Origin of the sequence: Hydrogenophaga pseudoflava, assembly GCF_031020795.1 — a bacterium.
Classification (GTDB): domain Bacteria; phylum Pseudomonadota; class Gammaproteobacteria; order Burkholderiales; family Burkholderiaceae_C; genus Hydrogenophaga; species Hydrogenophaga pseudoflava_A.
The window spans coordinates 407,999-427,407 of record NZ_JAVHJP010000004.1 but is presented as its reverse complement, the minus strand read 5'-3'; the positions used below and the strand labels follow the sequence as shown (position 1 = coordinate 427,407).

18 protein-coding genes are annotated in these 19,409 nt (G+C 69.1%); 8 read left to right on the top strand and 10 right to left on the bottom strand.

Annotation, left to right across the window (positions count from 1 at the left end):
* Positions 1 to 1,980 carry an acyltransferase family protein gene (locus RCO38_RS15610; protein ID WP_308329263.1) on the bottom strand — a complete coding sequence of 660 codons (1,980 nt, stop codon included), beginning with the start codon at positions 1,978 to 1,980 and terminating at the stop codon, positions 1 to 3.
* Between the two features lie 54 nt (positions 1,981 to 2,034).
* Positions 2,035 to 2,931 (bottom strand): LysR family transcriptional regulator ArgP, encoded by an 897-nt coding sequence (locus tag RCO38_RS15605; protein WP_308329262.1) that lies wholly within the window; start codon positions 2,929 to 2,931, stop codon positions 2,035 to 2,037.
* Positions 2,932 to 3,004: 73 nt separating this feature from the next.
* Here RCO38_RS15605 and RCO38_RS15600 point away from each other — a divergent pair, with 73 nt between their 5' ends.
* Genes RCO38_RS15600 through RCO38_RS15585 form a run of 4 tightly spaced genes read left to right on the top strand, consistent with a single transcriptional unit; the run spans position 3,005 to position 5,805 of the window.
* The gene (locus RCO38_RS15600; RefSeq protein ID WP_308329261.1) at positions 3,005 to 3,649 is read left to right on the top strand and encodes a LysE/ArgO family amino acid transporter; all 645 of its coding nucleotides are present in this window, start codon (positions 3,005 to 3,007) and stop codon (positions 3,647 to 3,649) included.
* Between the two features lie 24 nt (positions 3,650 to 3,673).
* A complete protein-coding gene (locus tag RCO38_RS15595; protein ID WP_308329260.1) occupies positions 3,674 to 4,204 on the top strand; it encodes an FMN-binding negative transcriptional regulator in 531 nt (176 codons plus the stop codon).
* Positions 4,205 to 4,209: 5 nt separating this feature from the next.
* Positions 4,210 to 4,851, top strand: coding sequence for an FMN-binding negative transcriptional regulator (locus tag RCO38_RS15590; protein WP_308329259.1), 642 nt, complete (start codon positions 4,210 to 4,212; stop codon positions 4,849 to 4,851).
* Positions 4,852 to 4,911: 60 nt separating this feature from the next.
* On the top strand, positions 4,912 to 5,805 hold the full coding sequence (locus RCO38_RS15585) for a DMT family transporter (protein WP_308329258.1): 894 nt from the start codon (positions 4,912 to 4,914) through the stop codon (positions 5,803 to 5,805).
* A gap of 6 nt (positions 5,806 to 5,811) precedes the next feature.
* Here RCO38_RS15585 and RCO38_RS15580 read toward each other — a convergent pair whose 3' ends face one another.
* From RCO38_RS15580 to RCO38_RS15570, 3 genes are read right to left on the bottom strand one after another with little or no spacing between them, the layout of a single operon-like run.
* Positions 5,812 to 6,141, bottom strand: a complete 330-nt coding sequence (locus tag RCO38_RS15580; RefSeq protein ID WP_308329257.1) for an NIPSNAP family protein — start codon at positions 6,139 to 6,141, stop codon at positions 5,812 to 5,814.
* Positions 6,138 to 7,829 (bottom strand): FAD-dependent oxidoreductase, encoded by a 1,692-nt coding sequence (locus RCO38_RS15575; RefSeq protein WP_308329256.1) that lies wholly within the window; start codon positions 7,827 to 7,829, stop codon positions 6,138 to 6,140. Before RCO38_RS15575 ends, RCO38_RS15580 begins: the two co-directional genes overlap by 4 nt.
* A gap of 10 nt (positions 7,830 to 7,839) precedes the next feature.
* Positions 7,840 to 8,664 (bottom strand): SDR family NAD(P)-dependent oxidoreductase, encoded by an 825-nt coding sequence (locus RCO38_RS15570; protein WP_308329255.1) that lies wholly within the window; start codon positions 8,662 to 8,664, stop codon positions 7,840 to 7,842.
* Positions 8,665 to 8,770: 106 nt separating this feature from the next.
* Here RCO38_RS15570 and RCO38_RS15565 point away from each other — a divergent pair, with 106 nt between their 5' ends.
* The gene (locus RCO38_RS15565; RefSeq protein WP_308329254.1) at positions 8,771 to 9,679 is read left to right on the top strand and encodes a helix-turn-helix domain-containing protein; all 909 of its coding nucleotides are present in this window, start codon (positions 8,771 to 8,773) and stop codon (positions 9,677 to 9,679) included.
* Positions 9,680 to 9,839: 160 nt separating this feature from the next.
* On the opposite strand, the gene RCO38_RS15560 is transcribed toward RCO38_RS15565, so the two are convergent.
* The 5 genes from RCO38_RS15560 to RCO38_RS15540 form a co-directional block, all read right to left on the bottom strand.
* Positions 9,840 to 11,333: a tripartite tricarboxylate transporter permease gene (locus RCO38_RS15560; RefSeq protein ID WP_308329253.1), complete on the bottom strand. Its 1,494-nt coding sequence runs from the start codon at positions 11,331 to 11,333 to the stop codon at positions 9,840 to 9,842.
* Entirely contained in the window at positions 11,330 to 11,839 is a 510-nt protein-coding gene (locus RCO38_RS15555; RefSeq protein ID WP_308329252.1) for a tripartite tricarboxylate transporter TctB family protein, read from the bottom strand. The genes RCO38_RS15560 and RCO38_RS15555 overlap by 4 nt, the downstream gene beginning before the upstream one ends.
* 87 nt (positions 11,840 to 11,926) lie before the next feature.
* Positions 11,927 to 12,940 (bottom strand): Bug family tripartite tricarboxylate transporter substrate binding protein, encoded by a 1,014-nt coding sequence (locus RCO38_RS15550; protein ID WP_308329251.1) that lies wholly within the window; start codon positions 12,938 to 12,940, stop codon positions 11,927 to 11,929.
* A 154-nt stretch (positions 12,941 to 13,094) separates the two neighbouring features.
* Positions 13,095 to 14,828: an FAD-dependent oxidoreductase gene (locus RCO38_RS15545; RefSeq protein ID WP_308329250.1), complete on the bottom strand. Its 1,734-nt coding sequence runs from the start codon at positions 14,826 to 14,828 to the stop codon at positions 13,095 to 13,097.
* Positions 14,829 to 14,830: 2 nt separating this feature from the next.
* A complete protein-coding gene (locus RCO38_RS15540; RefSeq protein WP_308329249.1) occupies positions 14,831 to 15,625 on the bottom strand; it encodes a shikimate dehydrogenase family protein in 795 nt (264 codons plus the stop codon).
* 127 nt (positions 15,626 to 15,752) lie between these two features.
* Here RCO38_RS15540 and RCO38_RS15535 point away from each other — a divergent pair, with 127 nt between their 5' ends.
* Genes RCO38_RS15535 through RCO38_RS15525 form a run of 3 tightly spaced genes read left to right on the top strand, consistent with a single transcriptional unit; the run spans position 15,753 to position 19,403 of the window.
* The gene (locus RCO38_RS15535) at positions 15,753 to 16,790 is read left to right on the top strand and encodes a Gfo/Idh/MocA family protein (RefSeq protein ID WP_308329248.1); all 1,038 of its coding nucleotides are present in this window, start codon (positions 15,753 to 15,755) and stop codon (positions 16,788 to 16,790) included.
* A gap of 27 nt (positions 16,791 to 16,817) precedes the next feature.
* Positions 16,818 to 17,651, top strand: a complete 834-nt coding sequence (locus tag RCO38_RS15530; protein ID WP_308329247.1) for an IclR family transcriptional regulator — start codon at positions 16,818 to 16,820, stop codon at positions 17,649 to 17,651.
* Between the two features lie 18 nt (positions 17,652 to 17,669).
* Complete coding sequence (locus RCO38_RS15525; protein WP_308329246.1) at positions 17,670 to 19,403, top strand: FAD-dependent oxidoreductase; 1,734 nt, start codon at positions 17,670 to 17,672, stop codon at positions 19,401 to 19,403.
* Positions 19,404 to 19,409 lie beyond the last annotated feature (6 nt).

The following is a 19,409-nucleotide window of genomic DNA, read 5'->3' as shown; positions in this document are numbered from 1 at the left end:
TCAGGGCTTGAGGATCAGCGGCGCGATCTGCTCGACGTAGTACTTCACCGCGGGCAGCGTCAGGTGCCCGTAGTCGTAGCTCAGGGGCTCGGCAGAGCCGGGTTCCATGCGCGTGAGACAGCCCTGGCGGTTGCAGAAATAGTCCATGCCGGAGATGAACTCGATGCCCATGGCCGCTGCGCGCTGGCGCATCTCGGCGGTGGCGGCCTTGACGTGCCGGTCCAGGTACTCGTCGCCCAGGCGCAGCGGAATGCGCTGCTGCTCCCGCCACACCTTCAGCAGCAGCTTGGGCAGGTCTTCGCGCCAGTAGGGCACAGCGCCGAGCAGCACGATGCGCTTGACGCCGGCCTTCTTGAGTTCGGCCACGGTGGGTTCCAGACCCGAGGTGTCCTTGTAGCGCCCTTTGACCTTGCCCTCGTGCCACCACGCATAGAGCACCACGATGTCGGGCTTGGTCTCGCGGATGACGCGGATGGTGTCGTCGTTCAGGCTCTTGCACAGCGGGCGCGGGTCGATGCCCAGGATCGGCGGGCAGATGGCCGCGGTGCGCTCGCCCAGGCCGAAGTTGTATTTGCCACTGTCCTGCAGCGCCTTGAAGCCCGGATAGAGCGAGCCGGCGTGCGAATCGCCCCAGAGGAAGACCAGCGGGCGCTTCTGCTCGACGCAGAAGGGCTTGTAGTGGCTGGCCGGCAGCTTGTAGTCGAGCATGCAGTCGCCGTCGCGCCAGCCTTCGATGATGGCGGGCCGGCCGCCTTTGGACGAGAGCGTCTGGATCAGGGCCTGGATCTGTTCGGGCGTGCCGTCCTGCCCCGACTGGCGGGCCGCCATGCGCTGCAGCCGCTCGGGCTGGCCGTCCTGCTTGTAGATGGTGAAGCCGGTCAGGCCGGTCATGGCCACCCCCGCGCTCAGGGCCACGGTGGTGAAGCGCCACTGGCGCCAGTGGCCGAAGCGGATCGGCGTCTCCACCAGCCGGTAGGTCAGCCAGGCCAGCAGCACGGCCAGCAGGACCCAGCCGACCTGGTGGAGCACGGGCGGCACACCGCCGTGTTCGATGTGCGGATAGGCCAGCAGCGGCCAGTGCCACAGATAGAGGGGGTAGCTGATCAGGCCGATCCAGACCATGGGTTTGCTCGAGAGCACGTAGCGGTTGAACCAGCCGGCGGGGCCGGCGGCGATCATCAGGCAGGTGGCCAGGGTGCCGGCAAAGGCCCAGCCGCCGGGGAAGCGCCGCTCGGGGTCGAGCTGGACCATGACGGCGGCCATCAGCAGCACGCCGGCGGTGGAGAGCCACTGCGCCCTTGCATTGCTGGCCTGTGGCGCCCCCGGGGCCGGGCGGCTGGCGGCCAGGAAGGCGCCCATCATCATTTCCCAGAAGCGGCCCAGCGGGTTGTAGAAGGCCGGGTTCGGGTCGTCCAGACGCACCAGCCAGAGGTTGAACGCCAGCGAGGCCAGCAGCAGGGCCGCGATCCAGATGCGTTTGGGCTGCCCGACGCGGTGCAGCACCACCAGCACCAGCGGCCAGAACATGTAGAACTGTTCCTCGATCGCCAGCGACCACAGGTGCAGCAGCGGTTTCTCGACCGCCGAGGCGTCGAAGTACCCGGCCTCCTGCCAGAACGCGAAGTTGGAGACGAAGAAGCTGCCCGCCAGCGCGTGTTTGCCCACCGCCTTGTATTCGAGCGGCCCGAGCACGAACCAGCCATAGACCAGCGTGGCCGCCAGCACCAGGAACAGGGCCGGGAAGATGCGCTTGACGCGCCGCGCGTAGAAGTCGGCGAAGCTGAAGCGGTTGCGGGCCAGGTTGTCCAGGATGATCGAGCTGATGAGGTAGCCCGAGATCACGAAGAAGATGTCGACACCGATGAAGCCGCCCGGGAACAGCTCGGGGAACGCGTGGTGGATGACCACGGCAGAAACGGCGATGGCGCGCAGTCCATCGATGTCGGAACGGTAGTTCTCTGCGTGCGGCAGGTGGGACATGTAACAGGGTCGGGGAACAACGGGGGGCGCAGCATCCTAACAAAGGCCACCGGCTCACCGGTGCCGCAAGGCCTCCCGCGCGGCGGCCACCATCTGCCGCGTCAGCCCGTCGAGCAGGCTGGACGCGGCCCGCGCGGTCTGCCAGTGCAGCGGCACGTCCAGCGGCGTACCGGGCACCAGCTCCACCAGGGAACCATCGGCCAGGTGCTGCGCGACCATGCCCTGCGGAAACATGCCCCAGCCCATGCCGGCCAGCGCGGCGGTGACGAAGGCGTGCGACGAGGGCAGCGTGTGCCGTGACAGCTCCACATGGCGGTGGCACAGGCGCCGCACCCAGCTGGCCTGCAGCTCGTCCTTGGTGTTGAACAGCAGGCTGGGTGCCTGGGCCAGGCTGCCCGCCCCGACACCATGCGCAAAGTGCCGCGCCATGAAGGCCGGGCTGGCGGCGGCCACATAGCGCATCACGCCCAGCGGCTGGCTGTTGCAGCCGGTGGCCGGCCGCGCCGTGCCGGTCACCGCGGCCACCACCGCGCCGGTGCGCAGCCACTCGGCCGTGTGGTCCTGGTCGTCCACGCTCAGCTCCACCAGCACCGGCGCTTCGGCCGCGAACGCGGCCAGCGCGGGCGCGAACCAGGTGGCCAGGCTGTCGGCGTTGACCGCCACCGGCAAGTGCACCCGCGCCCCGCCCTCGGGCGCGATGGCGGGCAGCGCGTCGGTCAGCTCCGCCTCCAGCAGACGCACGCGATCCATGTGCTGGCACATGCGGCGCCCGGTGTCGGTGGGCCGGCAGGGCTGGCCGCGCACCACCAGCGCGCAGCCCACGCGCTCCTCCAGCAGGCGGATGCGCTGCGAGATCGCCGAGGGCGTGACGTGCAGCGCGCGCGCCGCGCGGTCGAAGCTGCCCTCGCGCACCACGGCGGCCAGGGCGTTGAGGGCGGCGTAGTCGAGCATGATTTCAGTTTTCCTTAAGCGGATGAAGGAAAGACAGTTTGTCTTCATGCGCAGGCACTGGCAAGCTGGCGTCATGTTGTCCACTTCCTTCGCCCAGGCGCTGCCCGTGTTCATGCAGGGTCTGGTGCTCTGCTTCGGTCTCATCGTGGCCATCGGCGCGCAGAACGCCTTCATCCTGCGCCAGGGGCTGCGGCGCGAGCACGTGGTGCCGTTGGTGCTGTTCTGCGCCGTGGCCGACGCGGCGCTGATCAGCGCCGGTGTGCTCGGCATGGCCCAGGCGCTGGGAGCGCACCCCGGGTTCGCGCAGGCCATGGCGCTGGCGGGCACCCTCTTCCTGGCCTGGTACGGCTGGCAGGCGCTGCAACGGGCCCGGCACGCCAGCCGGCTGCAGGCGGCCGACGGCGGTCCTGGACTGAGCCGCGGCGCCGCGATGGCGCAGGTGGCCGCGTTCACCCTGCTCAACCCGCACGTCTACCTGGACACCGTGATGCTGATGGGCAGCATCGGCGCCCAGCAGCCGGCCGGCCTGCGCGGCTGGTTCATCGCCGGCGCCAGCCTGGCCAGCCTGGTCTGGTTCTGTGGCCTGGGCTTCGGCGCGCGCTGGCTGGCGCCGCTGTTCGCAAAACCCCGCGCCTGGCAGGTGCTGGACGGCCTGATCGGCCTGACCATGTGGACGCTGGCGGTGCTGCTGCTGCGGCACGTGCTGCAGGGCACCTGAGCCAGTCCGACACTCCCTCCATATATGTACCGCCCCCCTTACCACCGGTTCGACGACCGCGCAGCGCAGTACGACCTCATCGACGCCCACCCGCTGGGCACCTGGGTCTGCCAGGGCGGTGACGGCCTGATCGCCAGCCACCTGCCCTTTGCGCTGGACCGCGCGCGCGGCGACCACGGCACGCTGAGCGCCTGGATCGATCCGGACGACGCCGAGGCGCGCGCGGTGCCGGCCGGCACGCCGTCGCTGGTCGTGTTTCTCGGACCGCAGGCCTACATCTCCCCCGGCTGGTACCCCGGCAAGGCCGAACACGGCCGCGTGGTGCCCACCTGGAACTACGTGGTGGTCCATGCCCATGGCACCGTGCGGTGGACCGCCGATGGTGCGGGCATCGAGATCGCCATCCAGCGGCTGGAAGGCAAGCTCAAGGCCAGCCAGGACGAAGCGCGCGCCGACCGCGAAGGCACCGTCGTGGGTCTCAGGGCTGCGGGCTCCGAGGCCGCGCGCACAATGGCTGCGCTCGTGCAGCACGCACTGAACACATCCCCCCACTGACCACCATGTACCTGCCCGCCGCCTTCGAAATGAACCGCCCCGAGGCCCTGCACGCCCTCATGCAGGCGCGCCCGCTGGGCACCCTGGTCACGCACGGCCCCGACGGGCTGGACGCGAACCACATTCCCTTCGAACTCGACACCGCCGTCGGCCCGCACGGCCTGCTGCGCGCCCACGTGGCGCGCGCCAACCCGGTGTGGCAGCAGGCGGCCGACAGCGAGGTGCTGGTGGTCTTCCAGGCCACCGACGGCTACATCTCGCCCAACTGGTACCCGAGCAAGCCCGAACACCACCGCCACGTACCGACCTGGAACTACGCGGTGGTCCACGCGCACGGCGTGCTGCGGGTGCGCGACGACGAGCGCTTCCTGCGCGGGCTGGTGGCGCGGCTGACGCGCGAGCACGAGGCCCGCTCGCAGCAGGAGAAGCCCTGGAAGATGGGCGACGCGCCCGCCGACTACATCGACGGACTGCTGAAGGTGATCGTCGGTCTGGAGATCCAGATCACCCGCCTGGTGGGCAAGTACAAGCTCGGACAGAACCGGGAAGAGCGCGACCGCCTGGGCGCCGCCGCCGGTCTGGCCGCACTGGGCAACAGCGACCTGGCGCAGGCCATGCAGCAGGCATCCCCCAGGGCGGGGAACTGAGGGTCCCGCAAGCGTCTGTCACCTGGCCCGCCGGCACCGGCGAGCGCCGACAATGACCGCGTGAAAACCCGCCACTTCGCGCAGCTCGTCGCACTCTCAGCCCTCTGGGGCGCTTCCTTCATGTTCATCCGCATGGCCGTGCCGGTCATGGGGCCCTGGGTGCTGGCCGCCGGCCGGGTCGGCCTGGCCGCACTCACCCTGGTGCTGCTGATGTCGGTGCTGCGACACACCTGGCCGTGGAAGGAGTGGCGCATGCTGGCGGTGATGGGGGTGCTGTCCGTCGCGGCGCCGTTCATGCTCTATGCGTGGGCCGGCCTGTACCTGCCGGCGGGTTACAGCGCGCTGCTCAACACCACGGCCGTGCTGTTCGGCACGCTGTCCTCGGCCTGGTTCAAGGAAGACACGCTCACTGCCCGCAAGCTGCTGGGCTGCCTGATCGGCTTCATCGGCGTCGGCCTCATCGTGCGGCTGGGCCCGGTGCCACTGGACGGCACCACGCTGGTCGCGGCCCTGGCCTGTGTCTGCGCCGCCGCCTGCTATGGCATGGCCACGCCCGTGATGAAGCGCGCCACCGCGCGCATGCAGCCGCTGTCCATCGCCGCGGGCATCCATGTGATGGCGCTGCTGGTGGTGCTGCCGGGCGCGGCCTGGCAATGGCCCCAGGCCCGCTTCACCCCCGGCACGCTGGCGGCCATGGCCGTGCTGGGCATCGTCACCTCCGGCCTGGCCTACTGGGCGCACCTGCGCATCATCCGCCACGTGACGCCGGTGGCGGCCATGAGCCCGGTCTTCATGATCCCGGTGTTCGGCGTCGCCTGGGGCCACCTGTTCCTGGGCGAGGCCCTGTCGCCGGGCATCTTCGTCGGCGGCGCGCTGGTGCTGGTGGCCTCGGCGCTGGTGACCGGCTTCAACCCGCTGCGCCGCATCTTCGGGGTGACCGACCCGGCGCCCTGACCGGCCTCAGGGCCGGGTCCAGCCTGGCATGTCCACGGCGCGGATCAGCCGCGTCTCCTGCGCCGTGATCAGGTGGGCCGAGGCCTGCAGGTAGGCCGGAAAGTCCGGGTGGGCGTCGCGCGCCCGGCAGCGGCGCTCGTAGTCGGCCAGGTCTTCGTAGGCCCAGCAGTGCACGAACTGGTTCTGCGGTCCGACCCAGCTGGTCCAGAAACCCAGCGGGTGGCCCAGTGTTTTCATCAGGATGGGCATGGCCAGGCGGTTGAACACCTCCAGGAACTCGGGCATCTTGCGCAGGGCGATCGTGTAGGTGCGGTGATCTATGAGGGGCAGGTTCATGCGCGTGTTCCCGCTTGGTCGGCAATATGGTTGCCGGTGACGAAACCGAAGGTCATGTTCGGCCCGTGGGTGATGCCGGCGCCGGGGTAGTTGCCGCCCATGAGGCTGGCGCGGTCGTTGCCCACGGCGTAGAGGCCGGCAATCGGTGACCCGTCGCGCCGCAGCACCTCGCCCACCACGCTGGTGCGCACACCGTCGAAGGTGCCCAGGTCTCCCATGACCACCTTGACCGCGTAGAACGGTCCGGTCTGAACCGGCGCCACGCAGGGGTTGGGCAGGTGGGCCGGGTCGGCCAGGTAGCGGTTGAAGCTGGTGCGGCCGCGGCCGAAGGCCGGGTCGTCGCCCTTGACCGCCCCGACGTTGAAGTCCCTGACCGTCTGCTCCAGACCGACCGGATCGATGCCGGCGTTTTGCGCCAGTTCAGCCAGGGTGTCGCCCTTGAACAGGTAGCCGTTGCGAAGGAATCTGCCGATGGGCATGGGCGCTGGTTTGACGAAGCCCAGGCCGTACTTGGCCAGCGTGGTCTTGTCACAGACCAGCCACATCGCGGTCTCGTCCATGTCGGCGCAGGCGGCAATCATCGCGGCGCCCACGTCGTGGTACGAGTTCGATTCGTTGGTGAAGCGCCGGCCGTTCTTGAGCACCCCGATCACGCCGGGTTTGTAGCGGTCCAGCAGGTGCGGAAACACGCCGATCTCGCCGTGGCCGTACTCCACCTTCGACACCGGCATCCAGGCGGCACTGTCCTTGAAGCGGATGTCGGCCACGCCGCCCGCCTGCTCGGCGAGGGCCACGCCGTCGCCGGTGTTGCCCACAGGTGTGGGCGAGAGGTGCTGGTGGCCGCGCGCCACGTGCGGGTAGGCCTGTGCGATGCGCTTCACGTCGTGCGGGAAGCCACCGCAGGCCAACACCACGCCTCGCCGAGCGGTGAAGGTGGCACTCTCGCTGCGCACGCCCCGCACCGCCTCGCCGTCCATCAGCAGCGACTTCGCGGGCGTGGAGGTGAGGATGGGAATGCCCAGATCCAGCGCCGATTTCGCCAGCCGAGCGGCCAGCGCATTGCCGCTGGTGACGTTGATGCCGCGGCGGTAGAGCGCAAGTTCCTTGAGGTGCGTGGCCAGGCGCCTGGCCACGTAGAGGAACGAGGTGAGCGACTTCGTCGCCTGGAAAAAGTGCTTGAGGTCGGCGTTGGACGAGTTGAACATCATCCCGATGAAGGTGATGGTCCTGAGCGGCGGTTTCAGCCGCGCCATGTCCGCCCCGAGTCCGCGGATGTCAAACGGCTTGGCCAGAATGGAGCGGCCAAGGTCCACGCCGCCCGGCACGTCGGGGTGGTAATCCGGGTAGAGCGTGGGCACGAACTGCATCGCCGTTTCGCGCTCGAAGAATTCGACCATCTTCGGTCCGTTCTCGATGAAGGCCTCGACCGCGGCTTCGTCGTGGAACGCGCCGGTCTCTTCCACCATGTAGCGGCGCACGGCCTCGCGCGTGTCGGCCGGGTTCTGCAGGCGGCCGTGCGGGCCAAGCGGGATCCAGAGCACGCCGCCCGAAAGCGCGGTGGTCCCGCCGAAGACAGGCTCTTTCTCGATCACCAGCACGTCAAGGCCGCGCTTTTTCGCGGTGATGGCACAGGACAGGCCGGCGGCGCCGGAGCCCACCACGATCAGGTCGCACTCGGTTGTGTTCATGGCTGTCTCCTCATGCAGTCTTGTTGAAGCCGGGGCGCGGCACCATGTCCATCAGCATCGACGACATGCCGCCATCGACGGCCAGTTCGGCGCCGTTCATGTAGGCCGAGCGCGGGCTGGCCAGGAACAGCGCGACGTCGGCAATGTCCTGCGGTTCGCCGATGCGTCGGCTGGCGGTGACGCGGGCGCGCTTCTCTTCAAAGCCCGGCTCCTCGTAGAACTTGGCCGACAGCGCGGTGCGGATCATTCCGGGGCAGATGGCGTTGCTGCGGATGCCCAGCGGCCCCCACTCGGCCGCCATCTGGCGCGAGAGCAGCAGCACACCGGCCTTGCCCGCGCTGTAGGCGCCGCTGCCCGTCTGCGGGAAGCTGGCCGAAATGGACGCCACGTGCACCAGCGCGCCGCGCGTGCGTTCGAGCTGCGGCTTGAAGGCGCGCGAGCACAGCAGGTAGCCGGTGAGGTTGACGCCCAGCACGGTGTTCCAGTCGGCCAGGCTGACGCTGTCCAGCACGCCCGGGCGCAACAGGCCGGCGTTGTTGACGAGGGCCGAGACGTCGCCCAGTTCGGCCTGCACTTTTCGGGCCGCAGCCAGGGTCTGCTCTTCGCTGGCAATGTCGCAGGCCACGGCGAGCGTGCGCACGCCCTGCGGCCCGAACTCGCCCGCGAGAGCGCTGGCCTGGCGCTGGGCGCCTTCGGCGTCGCGGTCGATCAGGGCCACATGGACCCCGGCTCCTGCAAACTGGCGCGCAGTTGCGGCACCGATGCCGCTGGCAGCGCCGGTGACGGCGGCCACCCGGCCTTGCAGGCCCAGCCAGTGGGTGGGTGAATCGGACATCGTTGTCTCCTGTCTGGAATGGACACGATTGTTCGGACCGGGCCCTCGCGAGGGTTTGACGATCCCGGCAAGCACCAGGACAATTCGTGCATTTCAAGGAGTCCCGGTGGCCGCCCGCATCCCCAACTACGCGCTGTACGGCGACCAGGACGCACCCGCCTGGTCCAACTCGTTCAACTTCGAGTGGATTCCGCAGCGCTCGGCCCCTTACCAGTGGGAGATCCAGGTGCACCGGCACGACGCCTTCGTGCAGCTGCTGTGCCTGACGGCGGGTTCGGGCGAGGTGCGCATGAACGGCGCGCGCGTCGCGGCGCAGGCGCCCTGCCTCATCGTCGTGCCCGCAGGTGCGGCGCACGGCTTCCGCTTTTCAAACGACGTCGATGGCCCGGTGGTGACCGCGACGCAGAAGGTGCTGGAATCACTGGCCACGCTGGTGATGCCCGGGCTGCTGGACACCATCCGCACACCGCGCGTGCTCGCGCTGCCCGACGATGATGCACTGCAGCCGCTGATGCCGCTGTTCGGGGCCATCGAGCGCGAGTCGCGCAGCCACAGCACCGGCCAGACCGCGGCCGGAATGGCGCTGCTGACCGCGCTGCTGGTGCAGGTGGCGCGGCTGGCGGGGCCGGCCGATGCCGACCCGGTGGGCAGCGCGACGGGCACGCGCAAGCAGCGCCAGATCCAGCAGTTCAAGACCCTGCTCGACCGCGACTTCCGGGCCCACCGCCCGGTGCAGGCCTATGCCGGTGCGCTGGGCCTGACGGCCGGACAACTTTCGCGCGTCTGCCGCGAGGTGCTGGGCATGTCGGCTCTGGACGTCATCCACGCGCGCCTGGTGCACGAAGCGCAGCGAGAGCTGGTCTACACCGTGGGCAGCATCCAGCAGCTGGCGGCCGAGCTGGGCTTTGAAGACGACGCCTACTTCAGCCGCTTCTTCAAGCGCCACACCGGCCTGAGCCCGCGCGCCTTCCGCGCGCAGGCACTGGCGCAGCTGGCCCACACCAACAGCCCCTGAAACAGAAAACCCCCGATGCCTTTCAGCAGCGGGGGTTCGTCAAGCGCACAGGCTGTCCGGAGCGCGTGTCTTGTCCAGCACACGCCGAGGAACCGGCTCCGCCGGGCCTCAGGCGTGGTCCCCCCTTCCAGGGGGGAAGCGGCGCAGCCGCGCAGGGGGGTTACTTGCTCCCGCGCAGTTTCTTCCACCAGTCCGCCTGGCTGACGACCGTCAGCACCACACAGGCCAGCAGGATGGCCGACAGCGGCGTGGTGAAAAACTCGGTGACGAACACGCCCACGTCCTCGCCCGCGGACAGCATGGCCTGGCGGTAGCTGCGGTCCATGATGGGGCCCAGGATCATGCCCAGGATGACCGGCCCGACCTGGAAGCCGTACATCTTGAGGAAATAGCCCAGCAGGCCAAAGCCCAGCATCCAGTACACGTCCACCGGGTTGTTGTTGATGGCGTAGGCCCCCACGGCCGACAGCACCAGGATCAGCGGCAGCAGTACCGGCTTGGGCGTCTCGACGATCTTGGCGAAGATCTTGATGCCGGTCAAGCCGAACACCAGCAGGAACAGGTTGGCCAGCACCAGCGAGCCGACGATGAACCAGAACAGGTGCGGCGTCTCGATCATCAGCATCGGGCCCGGCTTGAGGCCGTGGATGTAGAGCGCGCCGATGATCACGGCGGTGACCGCATCGCCCGGGATGCCCAGCGTGAGCATGGGCACATAGGCGCCGCCCACCGCAGCGTTGTTGGCCGATTCGGGCGCCACCAGGCCCTCGTAGGCGCCCTCGCCGAAGGGGCGCGACGGGTTTTTCACCGTGCGCTTGGCGTGGTCGTAGGCCATGAGCGCGGCGATGTCACCGCCCGCGCCGGGCAGCGCGCCCACCACCACGCCGATGGACGAGGTGCGCGTGGCCAGGCCCAGGTGTTTGCGCACCAGGCCCCAGGACGGAATGATCTTGCTGACGTTCTGCTTCACCGCCGTGAGCTTGAGCTCGTGGATCTGCGCGATCACCTCGGACACACCGAAGAAGCCGATCATGGCGGCCACATAGGCGATGCCGGCCGACAGCTGCATGCTGCCGAAGGTCAGGCGGTTCTCGCCGGTCATCGGGTCCAGGCCCACGCAGGCGATGAGCGCGCCCAGCGCACCCGAGAAGATGCCCTTGGCCAGCGATTCGCCCGAGAGGCTGCCCACCAGCAGCAGGCCCCAGATGGCCAGCAGCATGTAGTCGCGCGGGCCGAACATCAGCGCCAGGTCCGACACCAGCGGCGCCGCCACGGCCAGCGCCAGGATGCCGACAAAACCGCCGTAGACCGAGACCACCGTGGTCAGGCCGATGGCCTGGCCGGCCTCGCCGCGCTTGGCCAGCGGATAGCCGTCCATGCCCGTGGCGATGGCCGACGGCGCACCGGGGATGTTCAGCAGGATGGCGCTGCGCGAACCGCCGTACACGCCACCGAGGTAGATGCCCGAGATCAGCGCCAGCGCATGGTTCACGTCCCACTTGAAGGTGAAGGAGATCAGGATGGACACCGCCATCGTGACCGACAGGCCCGGGATGGCGCCGATGTAGATGCCTGCGAACGTGCCCAGCGCTGTCAGCAACAGCATTTGCACATCCACCCAGGACATGAAGAAGTAACCCACGGCTTCCATCATTTCAGGAACTCCGGCAGGTGGGGGCCGACCAGGCTGCCGGCGGGCAGCACCACGGAGAAGGCCGTCTGGAACACGATGAAGATGGCCGCCAGCACCACGGCGCTGACCACCAGGTTGAGACCCAGGCGCTTGCTGCCCAGCACCTGCATGGACAGCAGCAGGAACAGGTAGGACGCGACGATGAAGCCCAGCACCTCCAGCAGCAGCATGTAGGCCACGATCAGCGCGGTGAACAGCACCAGCGTCAGCGGCGCCAGCTTCTGCACGAACTGCTGGAGCACGGACTGATCGGGCGCCAGCGCCAGTTTCGAGCGCGCGGTCTTGACCAGGCTCATCAGGCCGGTCACCAGCATGGTGGCTGCGCACAGCATGGGAAAGAAGCCCGGCGACGAGAGCGAGTCGAAGCGGGAAATGTTGTACGACGCCCAGAGCATGAACGCGCTGAAAAGCACGATCAGGACCATGAAGGTCAGCTCACCGGGCAGCCGCGGGTGGCTGGTGTGCATGGTGTTCTCCTCGTTGTGGTGATCAAAGGGTGAAAAAAACGGTCTGGGCGAACCGTCGCCTCAGACCGTCCCTGTCAGCCCGGGGGATCAGGGCTTGGGAATGCCCAGCTCGGCCGGGTTCTTCTTGGCTGCGCCAGCGCCCTGGTACAGCCAGGCGGTGGTGGACTGGAACTTCTTGATGAAGGCCTCGGCTTCCGAACCGCTGATGTTCAGCATGGTGGTGCCACGGCCCTCCATCATCTTGCGGTACTGCGGGTTGTCCCCGGCCTTCTTGAAGGCCGCCACGAGCTTGGCCTTGACGGCGTCCGGGGTGTCCTTCTTCACGAAGACGCCGTACCAGGAACCCCAGGGCAGGTACTTGCTGATGCCGCGCAGCGAGGGCGCATCGGTCACGGGGGCAATGCCCTGGTAGGGCTTGGTGTCCACCACGGCCAGGGCCTTGAGGCGGCCGGCCTTGACGTGTTCGATGGCAGCGCCCGAGGCGATGAAGCCGATGTCCACGTGGCCGCCCTGCAGCGCGGCGATGGCCGGGCCGTCGCCGTCGAACGGCACGTTGATGGTCTCGAACTTGGTCAGCGTGCTCATCATGGCGTTCATGGTGAACGGCACGGTGCCCTGGCCAGCCAGGTACTGTTTGACCTTCTTGGGGTTGGCCTGCACGAAGCTCAGCAGGTCCTGCATGTTGTTCCAGGGCGCGTCGGGCTTGGCGACCAGCAGGATGGTGTTGGCCACGGCGGCGATGTTGATCGGGTAGAACTCGTTGTAGTCGAACTCGGCCACCCCCATCACGCGGTACAGGGCCTGCGGCTCGGCGCCCATGAGGATGGTGTAGCCGTCAGACGGTTGCTGCAGCACGAAGTTGGCGCCGATCACGCCGGCGGCGCCGGGCTTGTTCTGCAGCACGATCTTCTTGCCCAGGGCCTCTTCGGCGTAGGGCGCGTAACCGCGCATGGCCACATCGGTGCCGCCACCGGCCCCCCACTGGATCACGGCCGTGACGTCACGCTCCGGGTAGCCCTGGGCCTGGGCCAGGCCGCTGAAGCCCAGCGTGGCCAGGACCGCGACGGCCGCGCCCAGGAATTGACGTTTGAACTGCTGCATCAGATGTCTCCTTCGGTTGGATGAAAGTTCAAGCCCTGTGACCCGGACTCATGGGTTGGAACTGTAGGACCCGGCCTGTGGGCGGTCCATGTGAAAGCCTTGCCGTCTGATCGATAAAAGAACATGAGTGATCGACTATCGATCAGAAACCGGGTTATCCCTGAGACCGGGCCACGGCCCGCGCACCGGCGTGCCGTGCTGCCAGGTGGCCGAACACCAGGCCGGGGCCGATGGTGATGCCGGGTGCGGTGTACACCCCGCCCATGATCGAGTGCATGTCGTTGCCCACGGCGTAGAGCCCGGCGATGGGCCGGCCCTGGTCGTCGAGCACGCGGGCATCGCCGTCGGTGGCGAAGCCGGTGGCGGCGCCGATGTCACCCGGGTGGAGTTTCACGGCGAAATACGGCGCGGTCTTGAGCGGCCCCAGGTTGGGGTTCTTGTGGCCAGCCGTGGCGTCGCCGATGTTCTGCTGGTAAGCCGTTTCACCGCGGTGGAAACGCGGGTCCACGCCGGTGTCGGCGCAGCGGTTGATCTCGTCCACGCTGGCCTTCAGGCCGGCGGCATCAATGCCCAGCTTGTGCGCCAGCTCGTCCAGCGTGGCGCCCTGCGTGAGATAGCCGTCGGCGAGGAAAGGCGCGAGGTCCCTGGGACTGGCGCCGGGGCGCACCATGCCGATGCCGTACTTCTTCAGCGCGGCCGTGTCGCACACCAGGTACGCCGGCACGCTGCCGGTCGCCTGCATGGCCATGCCGAACAGGTGGTAGGAGGTGCTTTCGTTGACGAAACGTTCGCCCCGGCGGTTGACGGTGAGCATGCCGGGCTTGGCGCGGTCCATCACGAAGTGGGGGAACACGGCGGTGCTGCCGTCGGCGCGTGGTCGAAGGGAGACCGGCGCCCAGAACGTGTTGCTCAGCGCGCCCTGCCCGTAGACCGCGCCGGCGTCTTTGGCGAGCGCATGGGCCTCGCCCGTGTGGCCGGGCGCGGCCGGGCACCAGCCGATGTCGGCACCGGGCAGCAGCCGGGCGCGCAGATCCGGGTGGCGGTTGAAGCCGCCGCTGGCCAGCACCACGCCGCCGCGGACCGCGGTCTCGCGTTGCTCGCCGCCACCCTTCAGCGTGAGCCCGGTGACACCGCTGGCGTCGCGCTCGAAACCGCTGACCGAAGTGTTCAGCAGCAGCGTGACACCCGCCTGTTTCGAGAGCGAATACAGCAGCCGCGCCACCAGCGCGTTGCCCATCACCAGCCGGGTGCCGCGCGGGTGGCTCAGCCGGTCCAGACCGTGGCGCAGGAGGATCCTGAGCGAGTGCCTGAAAGAGGCCAACGACCTGGTCAGCCCCAGCAGGTGGTTGATGTCGGTGCGGTCGACCATCATCCCGCCGAGCACGGTGAACTCGGGAATCGGCGGGCGCACCAGCCCGAACAGCTCGCCCAGCCGCCGGCCGTCGAACGGCAGCGGCTCCAGCGCGCGGCCGGTCAGCGTCGAGCCGGCCAGGTCGGAGATGTAGTCCGGGTGCTTCGGGTACGGACGAAACTGGACGTCGCTCTGGTCTTCCAGCAAGCGGATGGCCGCGGCGCCGTGGTGCAGAAAGACCTGGCGCAGGGCGGCGGGCGTGCGTTCGCCGATGGCGTTGGTGAGGTAGCGCGCCGCCTCGGCCAGCGAGTCGCCGGGGTTCACTTTGGCGGCGTGGTGCGTACCCGGCACCCAGGTGGTGCCGGCCGACCAGGCCGTGGTGCCGCCCACGAATTCCGTGCGTTCGACCAGCAGCACCTGCTTGCCATCCAGCGCTGCGAACAGCGCGGTGGCCATGCCCGCACCACCCGCGCCGACCACGACCAGGTCGTAGGCGGCATCGGCCGGGAGTTGGGTCAGCGCGTTCAGGACTTGCATGGTCACTGGCCCAACAGGAACCCGACCATCAGGTCACGCACGCGAGCGAACATGTCGGCGCCGGTCATCGTGCCGCAGCCCTGCTCTCGCGCCGCGGCGATGAATCGGGTGACCGCCGGGGCGGTGATCACGCAGCCGCAGAACATCTGCGGGGCCAGCTTCGACACATCCAGAGGGTACGGGTCGCCGTCCTTCATGCCCACCGGTGTGGCGTTGAGCACCAGGTCGAAACCCGTCGGGTCGGCGCTGCCGTGCACCACCGGGCACCGGCCCAGGCCGGCCAGGCGGACCACCAGCGAGGCGCGTCGCTGGTCGTCGGGGTCGTGGATCGCCAGCTCGCTCACACCGGCCATCACCAGCGCATACGCGATGGCGGAGCCGGCGCCGCCCGCACCGACCAGCAGGGCCTTCTTTCCGGCGGGCTGGCAACCCTTGTCCTGCATGGCGGCGACGAAGCCCAGGCCGTCGAACATGTCGCCGTGCCACGTCCCATCGGCGTTGCGGCGCATGGTGTTGACCGTGTGCAGGAAGGCCGCGCGGTCCGAAGTGGTGGCGCAAAGGTCGGCGCAGGCGAACTTGTGCGGCACCGTCACGATGACGCCGTCCACGTTCTGCGCCAGCGAAACACCGCGCACCCAGTCGGCCAGGTGGGCGGGTGGCACATGGGCCGGCACGCAGACCGCGTCACGGCCATGGTCGGCCAACGCCTGGGTCACGCCGGCGGGCGATTTCACCTGGGCGATCGGGTCGCCCACGATGTAGTGCAGGCGCGTGGCGCCGCTGAGGTTCTGTGTCATCTGTCTCGCTCGGATCTCGTGTGGATCGGGTGGTTGACCTGGATCATATGAAAAAGTGGAATTGTGTTCAAGTCTTGAATGTTGTTCTTTTTTTGACTAGACTTCGGGCCGGAGACAAACACCCCACATGGACACCACCCGTCTTTTGGTCATCGGTGCCGGCGCCATCGGCCGCACCCACATCGACCGCATCCGGCGCACGCCCGGTCTGGCGCTGGCCGGCATCGCCGACCCGTCGGACGCGGGCCGCGTGCTGGCCGAATCGCTGGGCGTGCCTTGGGCACCCGACCATCTGAGCGCGCTCGAACGGTTCACACCCCAGGGCGCCATCGTCGCCACGCCCAACCCGTCCCACGTACCCATGGCCCTGGACTGCCTGACCCGGGGTGTCGCGGCGCTGGTGGAAAAGCCGGTGGCCGACAGCGTGGCCGAGGCACAGCACCTGGTCGACGCGCAGGCCGCCTGTGGCGTGCCGGTGCTGGTGGGCCACCACCGGCGCCACAACCCCATCACCCGGCAGGCGCGCGAAACCATCGCCAGCGGAAAGCTGGGCCGCCTGGTGGGCGCCAATGCCATGGCCTGCTTCTACAAACCCCAGGGCTATTTCGACATGGCCTGGCGGCGCGAGCCGGGTGGCGGCCCGGTGCTGATCAACCTGATCCACGAGATCGATCTGCTGCGCTTCCTCTGCGGTGAGATCGTGCAGGTGCAGGCGCTGGCCAGCAACGCCGTGCGCGGCTTTGCGGTGGAAGACACGGCCGCCGCGCTGCTGCGCTTTCAGAACGGCGCCCTGGGCACGGTGCTGCTGTCGGACACCGCCGTCGCCCCGTGGTGCTGGGACTTCTGCGCGGGCGAGCAGGACCAGTACCCGCGCCAGGACGTGAACGCCCTGTTCATCGCCGGCACCGAAGGTTCGCTCTCGCTGCCCGATCTTTCGCTCTGGCGCTACGAGGGCGAACGCCACTGGCACCGCCCCATCGTGCGGGAGCAGCGCACCGCCCTCAAGGCGGACCCCTACACCCGCCAGCTGCTGCACTTCGCGGCCGTGATCCGCGGCGAAGAGGCGCCGCTGTGCAGCGCGCTGGACGGCCTTCGCACCCTGCAGGCCACCCGCGCGCTGCTCGACGCGGCCTCCGGTGGCGGCACGGTCGCGTGTAACGTCTAGGTTTTTGATCCCCACGGAACACGAACCATGAACGGCGTCCTCGAACGAACCCTCGGCATCCTCGAACTGCTCGCCCAGCACGGCGAAGGCATGGAGCTGGCCGCCATCGCCGACCACACGGGCATCCCGCGCAGCGGCGTGCACCGCCTGCTGGCCGACCTGGTGCGCCTGGGTTATGTGCGCCAGGCCCGCGGCCATGGCGAGTACCTGCTGACCACCAAGCTGGTGAGCATGGGGCTCTCCTACCTCAGCAACTCGGGCATCGTCGACATCGCCCAGCCCCTGCTCAACCAGCTGGCCGAGGTCTCGGGCGAGCTGGTGCGCCTGTCGGTGGTGGACGGCGAGCGCCTGACCTGGGTCGCGCGTGCACAAGGCGCACGCCAGGGCCTGCGCTACGACCCCGACATGGGCTCGGACGCGCGCCTGTCCTGTTCGTCCTCGGGCTGGGCGCTGATGTCCACGCTGAGCGACGACGCCGCGCTGGCCCTCGTGGCCAAGCAGGGTCTCGGTGCGCCCGAACAGTTCGGCCCCAATGCGCCGACCAGCCTGCAGGCCGTGATGGCGGCGGTGCAGGAAACGCGCGCGCGCGGCTACAGCCTCACGGTGGACACCTACAGCCTGGGCCTGTCGGCCATTTCGGCGCCGGTGCGTTTTGCCGGCCAGCCGGCCATCGGCGTCATCACCATCGCCGGCCCCACGGTGCGCTTCACCCTGGAGCGCATGCAGACGCTGGCGCCCGAGCTGCTGTCGGTGGCCTCGCAACTGGCCGCCGCCAGCGGGGCCTCGCCCTTCTTCAACCTCACTGCCGAAACGGGTGGCACTGCGCCCGCTTCCGGCCGCAAGCCGATCTACGCGGTCTGACCGCGTTCACCCCGTTTCATGCCCGACCGGTCACCCGCTGCTTCCCTCCACTGCGACCTGCTGGTGATCGGCTCCGGAGCCGGCGGGCTCTCAGCCGCCGTGACCGCCGCCCATCTGGGCCTGAAGGTCATGGTCGCGGAAAAGGAGCCGCGGTTCGGCGGGACCACGGCCTGGTCGGGCGGCTGGATGTGGCTGCCGCGCAATCCGCTCGCGGTCGAGGCCGGCATCGTCGAGCCCATCGATGAACCGTTGGCCTACCTGCGCCACGAACTTGGTGAGCGTTTCGATGAGGTCCGCGCCCGCGCCTTTCTGGAAGCGGCGCCGCGCATGGTCGAGTTCTTCCGCTCGAGGACCGCGCTGCAGTTCATCGACGGCAACGCCATTCCCGACTTCCACGGCCGCACGCCGCATGCGTGCACCGGCGGGCGCTCGCTCTGTGCCGCACCGTTCGATGGTCGCCGCCTGGGCGCGCGCATCGCCGACCTCAAACCGCCGCTGCCCGAGACCACGCTCTGGGGCATGGGCATCGCCTCGGGCGCCGAACTGCGCCACTTCCTCAACGCGATGCGCAAGCCCGCCTCGTTCCGGTACGTCGCGCGGCGCGTGCTGGCGCACTGGAAAGACCGGCTGCTGCACGGCCGCGGCATGCGCCTGGTCAATGGCAACGCGCTGGTGGCGGCACTCGCGGCATCGGCCTTTGAAGCCGGTGTCGAGATCCGCACCGCCAGCCCGGCCCGCAGGCTGATCCGCGATGGCGAGCGCGTGACCGGCGCGGTCCTGCAGACGCCCGAGGGCGCGGTCGAGGTCCGTGCGGACCGCGGGGTGCTGCTGGCCTGTGGCGGTTTCCCGCACGATACCGAGCGCAAGCGCGCCCTGCTGCCGCACGCGCCCACCGGCACCGAACACTGGTCAGCAGCCTCCCGCGGCAACACCGGCGACGGTCTGCGCCTGGGTGAGAGCGCTGGCGGACGGGTCGGCACCGACGGTCTGCAGGCCGCAGCCCTGGCGCCCGTCTCGCTGGTGCCGCAGCGCGACGGCTCATTCGCCCATTTCCCGCACCTGATCGAACGCGCCAAGCCTGGCCTGATCATGGTGCGCGCCGACGGCCGTCGTTTTGCCAACGAGGCCGACTCGTACCACGACGTGATGCAGGCCCTGCTCCGGGCCACGCCCGCCGGCCAGCCGGTGCAGGCCTGGCTGGTGTGCGACCACGCCTTCATGCGCCACTACGGCCTGGGCGCCGCCAAGCCCGCCCCCATGCCGCTGGGCCCCATGCTGGCCAACGGCTACGTGAAACGGGGCCGCACCCTGGCCGAACTGGCGCACGCCTGCGGCATCGCGGCCGATGGTCTCGAACGCACCGTGCAGCGCTACAACGCGATGGCCCTGGCCGGCCAGGACACCGACTTCGCCAGAGGCGAGACACCCTACAACCGCATGCAGGGCGACGCGCCCTTCGCCGCCGAACGTGGCTGGTCCAACCCCTGCATGGGCCCGCTGGAACACGGCCCCTTCTATGCCGTGCGCATCGTCGCCGGCAGCCTGGGCACCTTTGCGGGCCTGAAGGTCAATGCCAGTGCCCAGGTGCTGGACGCCCGGGGCGCACCGATCCCCGGCCTTTACGCCGGTGGCAACGACATGGAATCCATGATGGCCGGCCACTACCCCAGCGGCGGCATCACGCTCGGCCCGGCCATGACCTTCGGCTGGATCGCTGCGCAGCATGCGGCCGGCCACGCCCTGCCTCTCTGACCTTCC